This window comes from Pseudomonas sp. PvP009 (assembly GCF_017832995.1).
Lineage (GTDB): Bacteria > Pseudomonadota > Gammaproteobacteria > Pseudomonadales > Pseudomonadaceae > Aquipseudomonas > Aquipseudomonas syringae.
Window position 1 is genome coordinate 2,364,241 of record NZ_JAFIBG010000001.1, and the last position, 14,716, is coordinate 2,378,956.

At 59.8% G+C, this 14,716-nt stretch carries 12 protein-coding genes; 4 read left to right on the forward strand and 8 right to left on the reverse strand.

Features of this window, described 5'->3' with window-relative positions:
* Nucleotides 1-82 precede the first annotated feature (82 nt).
* The gene (locus tag JOE29_RS10525) at nucleotides 83-2,410 is read left to right on the forward strand and encodes an ATP-dependent DNA helicase (RefSeq protein WP_210079467.1); all 2,328 of its coding nucleotides are present in this window, start codon (nucleotides 83-85) and stop codon (nucleotides 2,408-2,410) included.
* A gap of 163 nt (nucleotides 2,411-2,573) precedes the next feature.
* Nucleotides 2,574-4,220, forward strand: a complete 1,647-nt coding sequence (gene pgm, locus JOE29_RS10530) for a phosphoglucomutase (alpha-D-glucose-1,6-bisphosphate-dependent) (RefSeq protein ID WP_024960802.1) — start codon at nucleotides 2,574-2,576, stop codon at nucleotides 4,218-4,220.
* A gap of 73 nt (nucleotides 4,221-4,293) precedes the next feature.
* Here the strand turns inward: pgm and JOE29_RS10535 are convergent, their stop codons facing one another.
* Complete coding sequence (locus tag JOE29_RS10535) at nucleotides 4,294-4,569, reverse strand: peptidylprolyl isomerase (protein ID WP_002553334.1); 276 nt, start codon at nucleotides 4,567-4,569, stop codon at nucleotides 4,294-4,296.
* Between the two features lie 123 nt (nucleotides 4,570-4,692).
* Between JOE29_RS10535 and JOE29_RS10540 the strand changes: the two genes are divergently transcribed.
* Nucleotides 4,693-5,862, forward strand: a complete 1,170-nt coding sequence (locus JOE29_RS10540) for a PilT/PilU family type 4a pilus ATPase (RefSeq protein ID WP_044313050.1) — start codon at nucleotides 4,693-4,695, stop codon at nucleotides 5,860-5,862.
* A 50-nt stretch (nucleotides 5,863-5,912) separates the two neighbouring features.
* On the opposite strand, the gene JOE29_RS10545 is transcribed toward JOE29_RS10540, so the two are convergent.
* The 7 genes from JOE29_RS10545 to JOE29_RS10575 form a co-directional block, all read right to left on the reverse strand.
* Nucleotides 5,913-7,490 carry an ABC transporter ATP-binding protein gene (locus JOE29_RS10545; protein WP_044313051.1) on the reverse strand — a complete coding sequence of 526 codons (1,578 nt, stop codon included), beginning with the start codon at nucleotides 7,488-7,490 and terminating at the stop codon, nucleotides 5,913-5,915.
* 1 nt (nucleotide 7,491) lies between these two features.
* Nucleotides 7,492-8,514 carry an ABC transporter permease gene (locus JOE29_RS10550; RefSeq protein WP_003318547.1) on the reverse strand — a complete coding sequence of 341 codons (1,023 nt, stop codon included), beginning with the start codon at nucleotides 8,512-8,514 and terminating at the stop codon, nucleotides 7,492-7,494.
* On the reverse strand, nucleotides 8,514-9,575 hold the full coding sequence (locus tag JOE29_RS10555) for a microcin C ABC transporter permease YejB (protein WP_010408276.1): 1,062 nt from the start codon (nucleotides 9,573-9,575) through the stop codon (nucleotides 8,514-8,516). Before JOE29_RS10555 ends, JOE29_RS10550 begins: the two co-directional genes overlap by 1 nt.
* Nucleotides 9,576-11,444, reverse strand: a complete 1,869-nt coding sequence (locus tag JOE29_RS10560; RefSeq protein WP_058446553.1) for an extracellular solute-binding protein — start codon at nucleotides 11,442-11,444, stop codon at nucleotides 9,576-9,578. It lies immediately after the preceding gene.
* A gap of 234 nt (nucleotides 11,445-11,678) precedes the next feature.
* Nucleotides 11,679-11,960, reverse strand: coding sequence for a peptidylprolyl isomerase (locus tag JOE29_RS10565; RefSeq protein ID WP_002553340.1), 282 nt, complete (start codon nucleotides 11,958-11,960; stop codon nucleotides 11,679-11,681).
* An 81-nt stretch (nucleotides 11,961-12,041) separates the two neighbouring features.
* Nucleotides 12,042-13,124 (reverse strand): 3-deoxy-7-phosphoheptulonate synthase, encoded by a 1,083-nt coding sequence (locus JOE29_RS10570; RefSeq protein WP_003318550.1) that lies wholly within the window; start codon nucleotides 13,122-13,124, stop codon nucleotides 12,042-12,044.
* A gap of 751 nt (nucleotides 13,125-13,875) precedes the next feature.
* Entirely contained in the window at nucleotides 13,876-14,106 is a 231-nt protein-coding gene (locus JOE29_RS10575) for a DNA-binding protein (RefSeq protein WP_003349302.1), read from the reverse strand.
* 81 nt (nucleotides 14,107-14,187) lie between these two features.
* Here JOE29_RS10575 and JOE29_RS10580 point away from each other — a divergent pair, with 81 nt between their 5' ends.
* Nucleotides 14,188-14,550 (forward strand): hypothetical protein, encoded by a 363-nt coding sequence (locus JOE29_RS10580; RefSeq protein WP_003349299.1) that lies wholly within the window; start codon nucleotides 14,188-14,190, stop codon nucleotides 14,548-14,550.
* Nucleotides 14,551-14,716: the final 166 nt, after the last annotated feature.

The window sequence follows — 14,716 nt, forward strand, 5'->3', positions numbered from 1 at the left end:
TCCATTTCTGTTTGCCAGACGTGTTTCAAGGTTGTTAACTGGACGCCTGTCCAGTATTCACAACCAACGGCTCCCCAGCGCAGTGACCCCGAACGCCCCCGTAAACCCTGATCCCGAGCCTGTCCTCGCCAGTGAGCTGCCTGCGCGTTATGTCGTGGCCGTGCGCGCGTTGTGTGAGTTTACTGCCAAGGTCGGCGACCTCGACCTGCGTTTCACGCCGTCACCCACGGCTCAGGAGGGCATTGCCGGGCATCGCACGGTCGCCACGCGGCGCGGTGCCGATTACCAGGCCGAGCTGTCGTTGAGTGGCGATTATCGCGAGCTGACGGTAAGGGGCAGGGCGGACGGCTATGACGCCAGTCGCAATCAACTGGAAGAGGTGAAGACCTATCGCGGTGAACTCGACGCGATGCCGGCCAACCACCGTCAGTTGCACTGGGCGCAGGTGAAGGTCTACGGCTGGCTGCTTTGCCAGCGCCTGCAGCTTGAGAGCGTGACGCTGGCACTGGTGTATTTCAACATTGTCAGCGAGCAGGAAACCCTGATTCGCGAGCCGTTCAGTGCGGCCGCGCTGCAAGCGTTTTTTGAACGACAGTGCACGATATTCCTCGGCTGGGCGCAGCAGGAGCTGGCGCATACGCAGGCGCTGCACACGACACTGGGCAGCCTGAAATTTCCCCACGCGTCTTTCCGCACCGGGCAGCGGGCGCTGGCCGAGTCGGTGTACAAGGCCGTCAGTACCGGCTGTTGCCTGATGGCTCAGGCGCCGACCGGTATTGGCAAGACGGTGGGCACGCTGTTCCCGTTGCTTAAGGCTGCGCCCGGCCAGAAGCTCGACAAGATTTTCTTTCTCACTGCCAAGACGCCAGGGCGTCGACTGGCGCTGGATGCGCTGGAAGTCATTAATCACAGCGCGCCGGAGCTGAAGCTGCGGGTCCTTGAGCTGGTGGCGCGCGACAAGGCCTGTGAGCATCCGGACAAAGCCTGTAACGGTGATTCCTGTCCGCTGGCCAGCGGCTTTTATGATCGTCTGCCAGCCGCTCGCTCGGCGGCGCTGACCTCGCCGTGGTTGAATCAGGCGGGCGTAAGCGATGTCGCCTTGCAGCATCAGGTCTGCCCGTATTATCTGAGCCAGGAACTGGCGCGTTGGGCTGACGTGGTCATCGCAGACTACAACTATTACTTCGACCTGAGCGCGTTGCTGTTCGGCCTCGGTCAGCTGCATCAGTGGCGCGTTGCGGTGCTGGTCGATGAAGCCCACAACATGGTCGAGCGGGCACGCCAGATGTACAGCGCCAGCCTTGATCAGAGCCAGCTGAAAGCCTTGATTCAGACAGCGCCCGAACCTGTGAAGAAAGCCTTGCAGCGTCTGGATCGCCAATGGAATGCGCTGCACAAGGTACAGCCCGGCGCCTATCAGGCGTACTCGGCGGCACCGGAAAAATTCATCGGCAGCCTCAACCAGTGCATCTCGACCATCGGTGATCATTTCAACGAGCACCCGCAGGCCGTGGATGGCACGTTACAGGGGTTCTACCTGGAAGCCATCGGCTTTGCGCGCATCGCCGAGCTGTTCGATGAGCATTTCATTTTCGACATCACTCGGCGCGAGGCGGGCGGCAAGCGCATTCTGTCGCGCCTCAGCCTGCGCAACGTCGTTCCCGCGCGTTTCATCCGCCCGCGCCTGACCGCTGCGCGCAGCACGGTACTGTTTTCCGCAACGCTCAACCCGCGCCACTATTACGCGGACCTGCTGGGATTGCCTGCCAACACGGCATGGATCGACGTGGAATCGCCGTTTCATCACGATCAGCTCGACGTGCGCATCGTCAGCCGCATTTCTACGCGCTTTACCCATCGTCAGGCTTCGCTGGCGCCGATTGTCGAACTGATGGCCGAGCAGTTCGACACGCGGCCGGGCAATTACCTGGCGTTCTTCAGCAGTTTCGATTACCTGCAACAGGTCGCCGAGCTGATGGCGCTCACTTACCCGCACATCAGCCTTTGGCAGCAGGCACGGGGGATGGCCGAGAGTGAGCGCCACGCCTTTCTCGACCGGTTCACCCTGAGCAGTCAGGGCATCGGTTTTGCCGTGCTGGGCGGCGCGTTCGGTGAAGGCATCGACTTGCCGGGCGCACGCCTGATCGGCGCGTTCATCGCCACCCTGGGCCTGCCTCAGCTCAATCCGGTCAACGAACAGTTCAAGCAGCGCATGGCCGCGCTGTTCGGTGCCGGTTACGACTACACCTACCTTTACCCTGGCGTGCAGAAGGTGATACAGGCAGCCGGACGGGTTATTCGCAGCCAAAGTGACAGCGGTGTGGTCATGCTCATCGATGACCGTTTTGCCGAGCATAAGGTGAAGCAGTTGTTTCCAGCGTGGTGGCGGCCCGAAACGCCAATGGCCTGAGCTCGGGTGCCGTTTTGGCGATTGAGCTGAAACGGAGGCAAATGCAGGGGATCAATACTCAAGCAGCGCTGTCGAACTGCCAGTAAACTGCGGCATCGATCACCTTGTCAGCTGCAGCAGGCCTTTATTTTTTCTCCGTATTTCATTTCTTCGTGGAGGTTGTATGAGTCTCAGTCCTTTCGCCGGCAAGCTGGCACCTGCGCAGTTACTGGTCGATATTCCGAGACTGGTCACGGCTTACTACACCGGCCAGCCCGATGCATCGGTGCCCACTCAACGTGTTGCGTTCGGCACTTCCGGGCACCGCGGCACGTCCTTTGACCTGGGTTTCAACGAATGGCATGTGCTGGCTATCAGTCAGGCGATCTGCCTGTACCGCAAGGCCAACGGCATCGACGGTCCCTTGTTTCTGGGTGCCGATACCCACGCGCTGTCCACCCCGGCCGCAGCCACCGCGCTTGAAGTGCTGGCCGCCAATGGCGTGCAGGTGATGATTTCGCAAGGTGACGAATACACCCCGACGCCTGCGGTTTCCCACGCGATCATTTGCTACAACCGCGGCCGTACTTCAGGGCTGGCGGACGGCATCGTCATTACGCCGTCGCACAACCCGCCGCAAAGCGGTGGCTTCAAGTACAACCCGCCCAATGGCGGCCCGGCCGACAGTGATGTCACCAAGTGGATCGAGAACAAGGCCAACGAACTGCTGGCCGAGAAAGTCACTGGCGTTTCACGCATCAGCCATGAAAAAGCGCTGCGTGCCGATACCACGCACCGCCATGATTACATCAACACCTACGTGGCCGACCTGAAAAACGTGATAGACATGGACGCCATTCGCAACTCGGGCCTGCGTCTTGGTGTCGACCCGCTGGGTGGCGCCGGAGTGAATTACTGGTCGGCGATTGGCGAGCATTACGGCCTGAATCTGGATGTGGTCAATAAATTTGTCGACCCTACGTTCCGTTTCATGACCGTCGACTGGGATGGCCAGATTCGCATGGACCCGTCCTCCAGCCACGCCATGCAAAGCCTGATCGGCCTCAAGGACCGCTATCAGGTTGCATTTGCCTGTGATCCGGATCACGACCGTCATGGCATCGTGACCCCGTCTGGCGGACTGATGACGCCCAACAGCTACCTCGCCGTGTCTATCGACTATCTGTTTCAGAATCGTCCTGAGTGGCGTGCCGATGCAGCGGTCGGCAAGACCGTGGTCAGCAGCGGCATGATTGATCGTGTGGCCAAGCGCCTGGGCCGTCGCCTTTATGAAGTGCCGGTCGGCTTCAAGTATTTCGCGCAAGGCCTGTTCGAGGGTTCACTGGGTTTCGGCGGTGAAGAAAGCGCTGGCGCCTCGTTCCTGCGCCGCGACGGTACGGTCTGGACCACCGACAAGGACGGTCTGATTCCGGCCTTGCTGGCTGCGGAAATGACCGCACGCACCGGTCGCGATCCAAGCCAGATCTACAAGACCATGACCGAACAGCTGGGCGAGCCGTTCTCGACCCGCGTCGATGCCAAGGCCAACCCGCAACAGAAGGCACTGCTGAGCAAGCTGTCGCCTGAGCAGGTGACTTCCACTGAGCTGGCGGGTGAGCCTATTCAGCAGGTGCTGAGCAACGCGCCGGGCAACGATCAGGCGTTCGGTGGTGTGAAGGTCATGACCGAAAATGGCTGGTTTGCGGCGCGCCCTTCAGGCACCGAGGACATCTACAAGATCTACGCCGAGAGCTTTGTCAGCGAAGATCACCTCAAGCGTCTGGTGGCAGAAGCTCAAGTGCTGGTAGACGGCGCCATTTCGCCGAACTGATGACCGCGCTGGTCAATGCCCGAAAAACCTCGAACCGCTTCGGTTCGGGGTTTTTCAGCTTTTGAACTGTGCTTCAGTCGCGATAGAACACCTGCACCAGGTGATAGCCGAATTTGCTTTTGATTGGCCCATGCACGACGCGCAGCGGCTTTTTGAAGATCACCTGATCGATGGCGCCGACCATTTGCCCAGGCCTGACTTCGCCCAGATCGCCGCCACGTTTGCCGGACGGGCAGCTAGAATGCTTTTTAGCCAGCACGTCAAATGCCTCACCCTTGGCAATGCGCAGCTTGAGCTGTTCGGCCTCTTCGGCGGTCTTCACCAGAATATGGCGGGCTTGGGCTTTCATGTCGCAATATCACCTGCTGCAAAAGGCTGCCATTATGCCTGCTCTTGCTGAGCGACGCCCGCACGTCACGCGTACCGTCCTGACGGCCGTGGTCTTTTTACTTCATTTTGTACGGTATTGATTATGGATTTTCCGGCGCTGTTGAAGATTCTGGCCAGTCAGGACGGATCGGACCTGTACCTCTCCACCGGAGCACCACCGTGCGCCAAGTTCAACGGTGTGCTCAAGCCACTGGGCAGCGAAACCTTCAAGCCGGGGGAGGTCGCAGTCATCGCCCAGGGGCTTATGGACGAGGAGCAGAAGCTCGAGTTTCAGCGCGAACTGGAGATGAACCTCGCCGTTTCTATGGCGGGTATCGGCCGGTTCCGGATCAATATCTTCATGCAGCGCAACGAGGTGTCCATCGTCGCGCGGAATATCAAGCTGGACATCCCGCGTTTCGAAGACCTGTTCCTGCCGCCCGTGCTGCTCGACGTGATCATGGAGAAGCGCGGTCTGGTGTTGTTTGTCGGGGCCACCGGTTCGGGCAAATCGACCTCTTTGGCGGCGCTGATCGACTACCGTAACCGCAACGCCAGTGGCCATATCATCACCATTGAAGACCCGGTCGAGTTCATCCATCGCCACAAGAAGTCGATCGTCAACCAGCGCGAAGTCGGGGTCGATACTCGCAGCTTCCATGCGGCACTGAAGAACACCCTGCGCCAGGCGCCGGATGTGATTCTGATCGGCGAGATTCGTGATCGCGAGACCATGGAGCATGCGCTGGCGTTTGCTGACACCGGCCACCTGGCGATCTCGACACTGCACGCCAACAACGCCAACCAGGCGCTGGACCGGATCATCAATTTCTTCCCGGAAGAGCGTCGCGCGCAGTTGCTGCATGACCTAGGCAACAACCTTAAGGCATTCGTCTCCCAGCGACTGGTCAGAACCCCGGATGGCAAGCGCCGCGCGGCAGTGGAAGTGATGATGGGCACGCCGACCATTCGCGACCTGATTCAGCGCAATGAACTGACCGAACTCAAGGGCATCATGGAGAAGTCCGGCAGCCTCGGTATGCAGACGTTCGACTCGGCGCTATTCAATCTGGCCGTCGAAGGGGCGATCAGCGAAGAAGAAGCCCTCAAGAACGCCGACTCGCAGAACAACGTGCGCCTGCGCCTCAAACTGCACAGTGAAGGCGGCGCCGGGACCCTGACCACACCGCCGCCGGCCCCGACCGGCAGCAGTACGGCAAGCACCGCCGAGTGGGGGCTGGTCGATGATGACGCGCCGGGTCCGCAGGCTTAAATCGGTGACGCTCCTAAGCCCTCCGGGCAGAAGCTTCGTTGTGGGCCAGATCATTCAGGATGCGCGGCCGCCAGCAATTCCTGTGTGTATGGGTGCTGCGGCGCATCGAAGACATCATGGCTGGCGCCGCGCTCGACGACTTTGCCGTCCTTGACCACGATCACGTCGTGGGCGAGGGCTTTGACCACTGCCAGGTCATGGCTGATGAACAGATACGTCAGGCCATGCTTTTCCTGAAGTTCGCGCAACAGCGCCACAACCTGTTTCTGCACGGTGCGGTCCAGCGCCGATGTCGGCTCATCGAGCAGAATCAGTGCGGGTTTCAGCACCAGCGCCCGGGCAATGGCGATCCGCTGACGCTGGCCACCGGAAAACTCATGGGGATAGCGGTGCCGGCTCTGCGGGTCGATGCCGACTTCTTCCAGCGCCCGAATGACCTCTGCATCGCATTTCGCCGGGTTGTACTGGCTGTGCACCTCCAGTCCTTCACTGATGATCTGCGCCACTGACATGCGCGGGCTGAGGCTGCCGTAAGGGTCTTGAAAGACCACTTGCATCTCTTTACGCCACGGGCGCATCTGTTTCTGACTGAGGCCGTCCAGCGCCTGTCCGCGAAAGCGGATGCTGCCGCGTGACTCCAGCAGACGCAGGATCGCCTGGCCCAGTGTCGACTTGCCGGAACCCGACTCACCAACGATACCGAGGGTTTTGCCGCGCTCGATGCTCAGGCTGATGTCATCCACCGCCTTGAGGTATTCCTTGTGCCGCCGCAGGATGCCGCCGGTCAGGGAAAACCAGACCTTCAGGTTGTCGACTTGCAGCACCGTTTCCCGGGTGTCGCGTGGCAGCGGCTCGCCGGCAGGTTCGGCGTCCAGCAGCAGGCGGCTGTAGGGATGCTGAGGTGATTTGAACAGCGACTTGCAATCGGACTGCTCGACGATTTCGCCGGCGCGCATTACGCAGACGCGCTGAGCGACGCTGTGCACCAGGTTCAAGTCATGGCTGATCAACAGCAGCGACATGTTCAGGCGCTGCTGCAGCTCCTTGAGCAGCAGGAGGATTTTGCGTTGCACCGTGACGTCCAGCGCAGTGGTCGGCTCGTCGGCAATCAGCAGCTCCGGCTCGCAGGCCAGTGCCATGGCAATCATCACCCTCTGGCGCTGGCCCCCGGACAGCTCGTGCGGATAGGCTTTCAGGCGTTTTTCCGGCTGTTGAATGCCTACCAGCTCCAGCAGCTCGACAATGCGTTTTTGCGCTTCACGACCACTGATGCCGCGATGCAGCAACAATGTCTCGCCGATTTGCCTGGCTACGCTGTGCAGCGGGTTCAGCGAGGTCATTGGTTCCTGGAAAATCATGGCAATCCGGTTGCCGCGCAGCTCGCGAAGGGTGCGGTCGTCGGCACCCACCAGTTGTTGACCCCGGTAGGTGATGCTGCCTGTGGTCAGGGTGCCGCTGCGGGGCAGCAATTGCAGGATCGAATGGGCGGTAACGGACTTGCCGGAACCGGATTCGCCAACCAGTGCCAGACACTCGCCACGGTGCACATCCAGGCTCAGGTTGCTGACCACTTTCTGCCCGTTGAAGGCGACGCTCAGGTCGCGGATTTCGATCAGGTTTTCCGACATGTCAGGACCTCGGGTCGAAGGCGTCACGCAGCGCCTCGCCTATGAATACCAGCAGCGTCAGGATCAACGCGAGGGCAAAGAACGCCGTAAGCCCCAGCCAGGGCGCTTGCAGGTTCTGCTTGCCCTGGGCGATCAGTTCGCCCAGCGACGCGCTGCCGGCAGGCATGCCGAAGCCCAGAAAATCCAGCGCGGTGAGGGTCGAGATGGCACCGGTAAGAATGAACGGCAGATAGCTCAACGTCGCATTCATCGCGTTGGGCAGGATGTGGCGCAGGATCACTTTTCGATCCCCCAGACCGAGCGCGCGAGCGGCCTTGACGTACTCAAGGTTGCGGCCGCGCAGAAACTCGGCGCGTACGACATCGACCAAGGTCAGCCAGGAGAACAGCGCCATGATGCCCAGCAGCCACCAGAAGTCGGGTTCGACGAAGCCTGACAGGATGATCAGCAGGTACAGCACCGGCAGGCCCGACCAGACCTCCAGCAGACGCTGGCCGAACAGGTCGACCCAGCCGCCGTAATAGCCCTGCAACGCCCCGGCGCTGATGCCGATCAACGCGCTGATAAAGGTCAGTGCCAGCGCAAACAGGATCGACACCCGGGCGCCGAAGATGACCCGCGCCATGACGTCGCGCGCCTGGTCGTCGGTGCCGAGCCAGTTTTCTGCAGAGGGCGGGCTGGGGGCCGGGGTGGTCAGATCATAGTTGGGCGTGTCGTCACTGAACGGGATGGGCGGGAACAGCATCCAGCCGTCCCCTTTGCTGATCAGCGTGCGCACGTAGTCGCTGCGGTAATCGGGCTGGAAGGGCAGCTCGCCGCCGAATTGCTGCTCGGTGTAACGCTTGAACACCGGGAAATAGAGTGAGTGCTGATAGCTGACCAACAGTGGTTTGTCATTGGCGATCAGTTCGCCACCCAGGGTCAGGGCAAACAGTCCGCAGAATAGCCACAGCGACCACCAGCCGCGGCGATTGCTGCGAAAGCGCTCCAGGCGACGGCGGGCCAGCGGCGAAAGGCTGCGCATCATGCATTCCTCGCGCTGAAGTCGATTCTGGGGTCGACCAGCGTGTAGCAGATATCGCCGATCAGCTTTATCAGCAGGCCGAACACGGTGAAGATGAACAGCGAACCGAACACCACCGGATAGTCTCGCGACACGGCGGCTTCATAGCTCATGCGGCCCAGGCCATCCAGCGAGAAGATCACCTCGATCAGCAGCGAACCGGCAAAGAACACGCTGATGAACGCCTGCGGGATGCCTGACACCACCAGCAACATGGCGTTGCGAAACACATGGCCATACAGCACCCGTCGCTCGCTCATGCCCTTGGCGCGTGCCGTGGTCACGTATTGGCGGGTGATTTCGTTGAGAAAGGAATGTTTGGTCAGCAGGGTCAGCGTGGCAAAGCCGCCAATGACCAGCGCCGAGACCGGCAGCGCCAGGTGCCAGAAATAGTCAGCGATCTTGCCGATCGTGGTCAATTGCTCGAAATTGTCCGAGACCAGTCCGCGTACCGGAAACCAGTTCAGCGACGTGCCGCCACAGAACACCACCACCAGCAGCATGGCGAACAGAAAGGCTGGCATAGCGTAACCGATGATGATGGCGGTGCTGCTCCAGATATCGAACTGGCTGCCGTGTTTGACCGCTTTGCGAATCCCCAACGGGATCGACACCAGGTACGTCAGCAATGTCGCCCAGAGCCCCAGCGATATCGACACCGGCATTTTCTGCAGAATGAGGTCGGTCACCGTTGCGCCGCGAAAGAAGCTGCTGCCGAAATCCAGTCGTGCGTAATTCTTCAGCATCAGCCAGAGACGTTCGTGCATTGGTTTGTCGAAACCGTATTGGCGTTCGATCTGCTTGATCAGTGCAGGGTCCAGCCCCCGCGACGCCTTGGAGTGGCCCCCTGCGGACTCGCTGGCACCGGCGCCCACGGTCGCACCGCCGATCCCTTGCAGGCGAGCAATGGCCTGCTCCACAGGCCCGCCCGGAGCGGCCTGCACGATGAAAAAGTTGACCAGCAGAATGCACAGCAGGGTAGGGATGATCAGCAGCAGGCGACGCAGAATATAACCCAGCATTCACTGCATCTCCGAAACGGTGGCTGATGCGCCGCGTTTTTCAGCGAATTGCTCATTGGTCAGCGGTGTAGGGCTGATTTCCCACCATGTTTCGATGGCCTCATTGTTGCTGGCCTGAATTCTCGGGATGCCGAACCGGTTCCACCAGACGGTTGAAGAGCCGGGCGGGTAGTAGTTGGGAATCCAGTAGTAGTTCCACTGCAGTACCCGGTCCAGGCAATGGGCGTAGTCGGTCATGGTCTGCTTGCTGTCGGCCTTGAGCAGGCCGGCAATCAGCGCATCGACGGCGGGATCTTGCAGCGCCATGTAATTACTCGAGCCAGGGTCCATCGCCACTTTGGAGCCGAAACTGCTGTACAGCTCGGCACCGGGCGATGTCGAGACCGGGTAGCCGGTGACAATCATGTCGTAATCGCGGGCCATGACGCGGTTAAGGTATTGCGCGGCATCGATGCGGCGAATGTCGAAGTGGATACCGATCTGCGCCAGGGTGCGTTTGTAGGGCAGCAGCATTCGCTCGAAGCCTGTTTGTGCATTGAGAAAGGTGAAGCTGAAGGGTTCGCCCTGGGCATTCACCAGCTCATCGCCCTTTGGCGTCCAGCCTGCTTCCTTCATGAGGGCCAGCGCTTGCAGCTGCTTGTCGCGAATAAAGCCTGTGCCATCGGTTTTGGGCGTCTCGAACACGCTGTCGAACACCTGATCGGGGACTTTGCCGCGCAATGGTTCGAGGATTTTAAGCTCAGCCGGCGTGGGCAGTTCGCTGGCGGCCAACTCCGAGTTGGAGAAGAAGCTGTTCTGGCGGATGTACATGTTGCGCATCATCTGCCGGTTGGTCCATTCGAAGTCCCAGAGCAGCGACAGCGCCTGGCGCACGCGGCGGTCCTGGAACATGGGGCGGCTCAGGTTGAAGACGAAACCCTGCGAGCTTTGCACCGCGCCTCTGGCCAACTGGGCTTTCTGCAGGCGTCCGTCGCTGAGCGCCGGGCCGTCATAGCGAATTGAATAGCCGGTGGCCGAAAACTCGCGGTTGTAATCGTAGGCGCCGCCTTTGAGTACCGTACGTGCAACATCGGTGTCGCCGAAGTATTCGATGCTGAACCTGTCGAAGTTATACAGGCCTTTGCTGACCGGCAGGTCCTTGCCCCACCAGTCCGGATCGCGCTCGAAGGTGACGGTGCGGCCCGGGTCCACATGGCTGATCCTATAGGGCCCGCTGCCCGGCGGAATTTCAAAGCCGGCACCGCTGGCGAAGTCACGGGTTTTCCACCAGTGCTCGGGGAATACCGGAAGCGAAGCCAGATCGAGGGGCAGGGTGCGGTTATCGCTGTTCTTGAAGTCGAAGCGGATTTGCGAAGGCGATTCGACCTCCACGCCCTTGACCGCTTCAAACTGGGTCCGGTATTGCAGGTTGCCCTGCGTCATCAGCAGCTCGTAGGTGTACTTCACATCACTGGCGGTAATCGGCGTGCCGTCCGCGAAACGTGCCTTGGGGTTCAGGTAAAAGCGCAGGGAGAGGCCATCCGCGCCACGCTCCATTTTCTCGGCGACAAACCCGTAGACGGTGTAGGGCTCATCCATCGAGCGCGTGGCCAGTGGAGAGTAGAGCATGCCATTGATCTGCGAAACGCCCATGCCCTTGTCGGTGAACGGCATCAGGTGATCGAACTGGCCGATTTCAATGGCCGAGCGCCGCATGCTGCCACCTTTGGGGGCGTCCGGGTTCACGTAATCGAAGTGCTTGAAGTCGGCGGGATAGCGTGGCGCTTCGCCGTAAACGGTCAGAGCGTGTTGCGGGGCTGCGGACAGCGATTGGGCAGCGCCAACGAAGGTCAGCGTCAAGGCGAGCAACGATGAAAAAACAAAACGCATGACTCGAATCCTGACTGACGTTCGCAAGCGAATATCAGGGTTAAAGGCGACTGGCTGTACAGCGGTGACAACAATCATGGCAGAGCTCATGCCTCTGCATCGCGCTATCTTCTACAGACAAATGGGCGCTTCGCCAAGCCACTGCGCGCATGCCGGGTCACTGTGTCGTTGAAACGGCCACATACAAAAACGGCCCATCCGAAGATGAGCCGTCTGGCACCCGGTGCGACAGGATCAGTCCTGACGGCTGGTCACTTCCAGCAGGTGATAGCCAAACTGAGTCTTTACCGGACCCTGAACGGTGTTCACCGGAGCACTGAATACGACAGTGTCGAATTCCTTGACCATCTGGCCTGGACCGAACGAACCCAGGTCACCGCCTTGACGGCTCGACGGGCAGCTGGAATTGGCCTTGGCGATTTCAGCGAAATCAGCGCCGCCTTCGATCTGCGCCTTGAGTTCGTTGCATTTTTCTTCGCTCGAAACAAGGATGTGGCGGGCAGTGGCTTTAGCCATGGGGAATAATCTCCTGTGAAAAAAAAGAAACAGCCTACCGGATTCAGTGCGGTATTTCCCGACAAAGTTCCTTCGCTCTGTTTATCTGTAGCGCAGACGGTCAACCGCACGACGCAGCAGGCGTTCGGTACCTTCCCAGCCAAGGCAGCCATCGGTGACCGAAACGCCGTACTGCAGCGTTCCGCCCAATGCCTGGCAGCCGTCGAACAGGTGGCTTTCGATCATCATGCCGATGAGCGAGGTGTTGCCTGACAAGCGCTGTTCCAGAACGTCCTCGAACACACCAGGCTGACGCAGCGGGTCCTTGCCACTGTTGGCGTGGCTGCAATCGACCATGATTCGCGACGCGACATTATTCTTGCTCAGGCTCGCCTGCACGTTGGCCACACTTTGGTGATCGTAATTGGGGCCGCCGTGACCGCCGCGCAGCACGATGTGCGTATCCGGATTGCCTTGTGTCTCGATAATCGCCGGATGGCCATGACGGTCCATGCCAAAGTGGCGATGTGGATGCGCGGCCGAACGCATCGCGTCGCTGGCCACCGTCACGCCGCCGTCAGTACCGTTCTTGAACCCGACAGCCATGGGCAGGCCGCTGGCCATTTCCCTATGGATCTGCGATTCGGTGGTGCGAGCGCCAATCGCGACCCAACTGAGCAGATCGTCGAAGTAGCCCGCCGCCATGGGTTGCAGTATCTCGGTGGCGATCGGCAGGCCCAGCCCCAGCATCTCCAGCATCAATTGCCGCGACAGCGTCAGGCCCTCGGCCATGTCGTCGCTGCCGTCAAGGCGCGGATCGTAAGCCAGGCCTTTCCAGCCCACCGTCGTGCGCGGTTTTTCGACGTAAGCGCGCATTACCAGCAGCATCTGATCACTGACTTGCGCGGCAAGGTCGGCCAGTCGCTCAGCGTATTCAAGGGCGGATCGAGGGTCGTGGATCGAGCAGGGGCCGACGATGACCAGCAGTCGCGAGTCTTGGCCTTCAAGGATGGCGCGTACGGCGCGGCGATGGGCGGCAACCTGTTCGGTGAGCGCTGCGCCGAGGGGCAGACGCATCTTCAATTCCAGAGTACCTGGCAGGCGTTTCGAGGCGGGGCTGTTGTCCGCCAGATTGACGGCGTGGCTGGACAGGTCGGACGGGGTTACGGCAACGGACGAGTTCATGTTCTGGCTTCCTGGGCTGGCGGGACGCTCCCGCGCAGACCTACTGGGGTGTTCGACAAAGGGCTTCTAGAACCGGGGGTATGTGCTTGCCACCTGGCAGAGACCGAACGGAGGCGGCAGGCTGTCCCGAACGGAGGTGGCTAAATCGCCAGGCAAAATCGATGTCGTTGCGGTAATAAGTGGCGTAGTTCATGTCGTGATCCTCGATGCGATGCAGGTTGATTGCTTACGGCTGTTCTTGAACAGACCGTTGAAATACGTAGTCCTGAAAAAACAAAACCCCCGGTCGGGAAGCCGACCGGGGGTTAGAGAATTCTCTGGTTGGCGTCCCCTTAATGTGGGCGCCGGATGGGTATCAGGCGCGCCAGTGGCTAAACCAATACCCATAATAAGAATCAACGGATGCGCTCACCGAGGCCGCTTGCACAGCCACGGCGCGCACACGGCAAGCAATGCCGGTAGCAACGTCGAGTAGCGGTGAAGTGGATTGCAGCATGGTGGGTCTCCGTAGATTGAGCGCAAGCTTACTTCAGGAAAGGAGGCGCCTTCAATTGGAAAATTCAATCAGCGGGATTATCGATTTCTGCGAAGGCAGGCAGATGGAATCTCGCTAGCGACAGCGAACCGCTCAACGGTCGACGGCATGCAGTATTCGGGGCGGGCTATTTTGCCTGCAACGCTGTATACCTGAATGCAGGCAACGGCTTTGGCGTTTTGTCCGGGATGCGTTGTCGCCAGCCAACAACGGCTATTATTCACGAGCATCTTCATGCAGGGCTTCCGTGTTCGGTATCGTCCCGATCTTCATGCCCAGCAGTACAGCTACCTTATGCGCTTCACCGCGCCTTCCTTTCTTGCGTCCTGCCAGTACCTGGTAAGTGGTCGCTGGATCAATGCTGTTTTCACGAGCGAACTCCTGAACAGATTTGCCCTGTTGATCCAGCCAGGCCTTGGCTTGTGCGGCGGTGCGTATTCCGGGCATAGTTCAAAACCGTTCAAATCTATTCAATTCCGCGGGATTCTAACATTCGTTAGGATAGCTACAACAGGATCATAGGTTCAAATGAGTGGAATCGGTTGCCGGTTGAGAAAGGAAAGAGAGCGTCTGAGGATGTCTCAGCGTACATTTGGTGAGATAGGAGGGGTCGAGGCCAACGCCCAGGGGAAGTACGAAAATGGTGATCGCGCGCCGAAGGCCGATTATCTGGCTGCGGTTGCGGCCAAAGGTGTTGACGTACTTTATGTGTTAACGGGGACGCGAACGCCGGTGCCGATCGACAACCTCAGTCTCATCGAAGAAAAGATCCTCGGCAATTACCGGGTGCTGGGCAAGGAAGATCAGGACGCTATCCGGCGCCTGACAACCACTATTGCCGAGCTCTCGGGGCTATCATCGGGGGCTGCGAAACTTCCGTCGGCCAAGTGATACAAGACCGGAACGGGCGTAGCCCTGCCGGCACATCGAGTTTTTACAGCCCTGCCTGATGTGCCTGCCATCATATTGATGTGAGACGTTGCTCGCAGTGCTAGGTCTGCCTCGTTGTTTTTGTTATGGTGATTGGCATTCGTTATGACCGTTGCGCGAGGTGTCT

Coding starts and splice junctions, on each gene's coding strand:
- JOE29_RS10555 (WP_010408276.1), bottom strand. CDS start 9,575: ATGCTGGGTTATATTCTGCGTCGCCTGCTGCTGATCATCCCTACCCTG.
- JOE29_RS10565 (WP_002553340.1), bottom strand. CDS start 11,960: ATGGCTAAAGCCACTGCCCGCCACATCCTTGTTTCGAGCGAAGAAAAA.
- JOE29_RS10550 (WP_003318547.1), bottom strand. CDS start 8,514: ATGCGCAGCCTTTCGCCGCTGGCCCGCCGTCGCCTGGAGCGCTTTCGC.
- JOE29_RS10575 (WP_003349302.1), bottom strand. CDS start 14,106: ATGCCCGGAATACGCACCGCCGCACAAGCCAAGGCCTGGCTGGATCAA.
- JOE29_RS10535 (WP_002553334.1), bottom strand. CDS start 4,569: ATGAAAGCCCAAGCCCGCCATATTCTGGTGAAGACCGCCGAAGAGGCC.
- JOE29_RS10570 (WP_003318550.1), bottom strand. CDS start 13,124: ATGAACTCGTCCGTTGCCGTAACCCCGTCCGACCTGTCCAGCCACGCC.
- JOE29_RS10545 (WP_044313051.1), bottom strand. CDS start 7,490: ATGTCGGAAAACCTGATCGAAATCCGCGACCTGAGCGTCGCCTTCAAC.
- pgm (WP_024960802.1), top strand. CDS start 2,574: ATGAGTCTCAGTCCTTTCGCCGGCAAGCTGGCACCTGCGCAGTTACTG.
- JOE29_RS10540 (WP_044313050.1), top strand. CDS start 4,693: ATGGATTTTCCGGCGCTGTTGAAGATTCTGGCCAGTCAGGACGGATCG.
- JOE29_RS10580 (WP_003349299.1), top strand. CDS start 14,188: ATGAGTGGAATCGGTTGCCGGTTGAGAAAGGAAAGAGAGCGTCTGAGG.
- JOE29_RS10560 (WP_058446553.1), bottom strand. CDS start 11,444: ATGCGTTTTGTTTTTTCATCGTTGCTCGCCTTGACGCTGACCTTCGTT.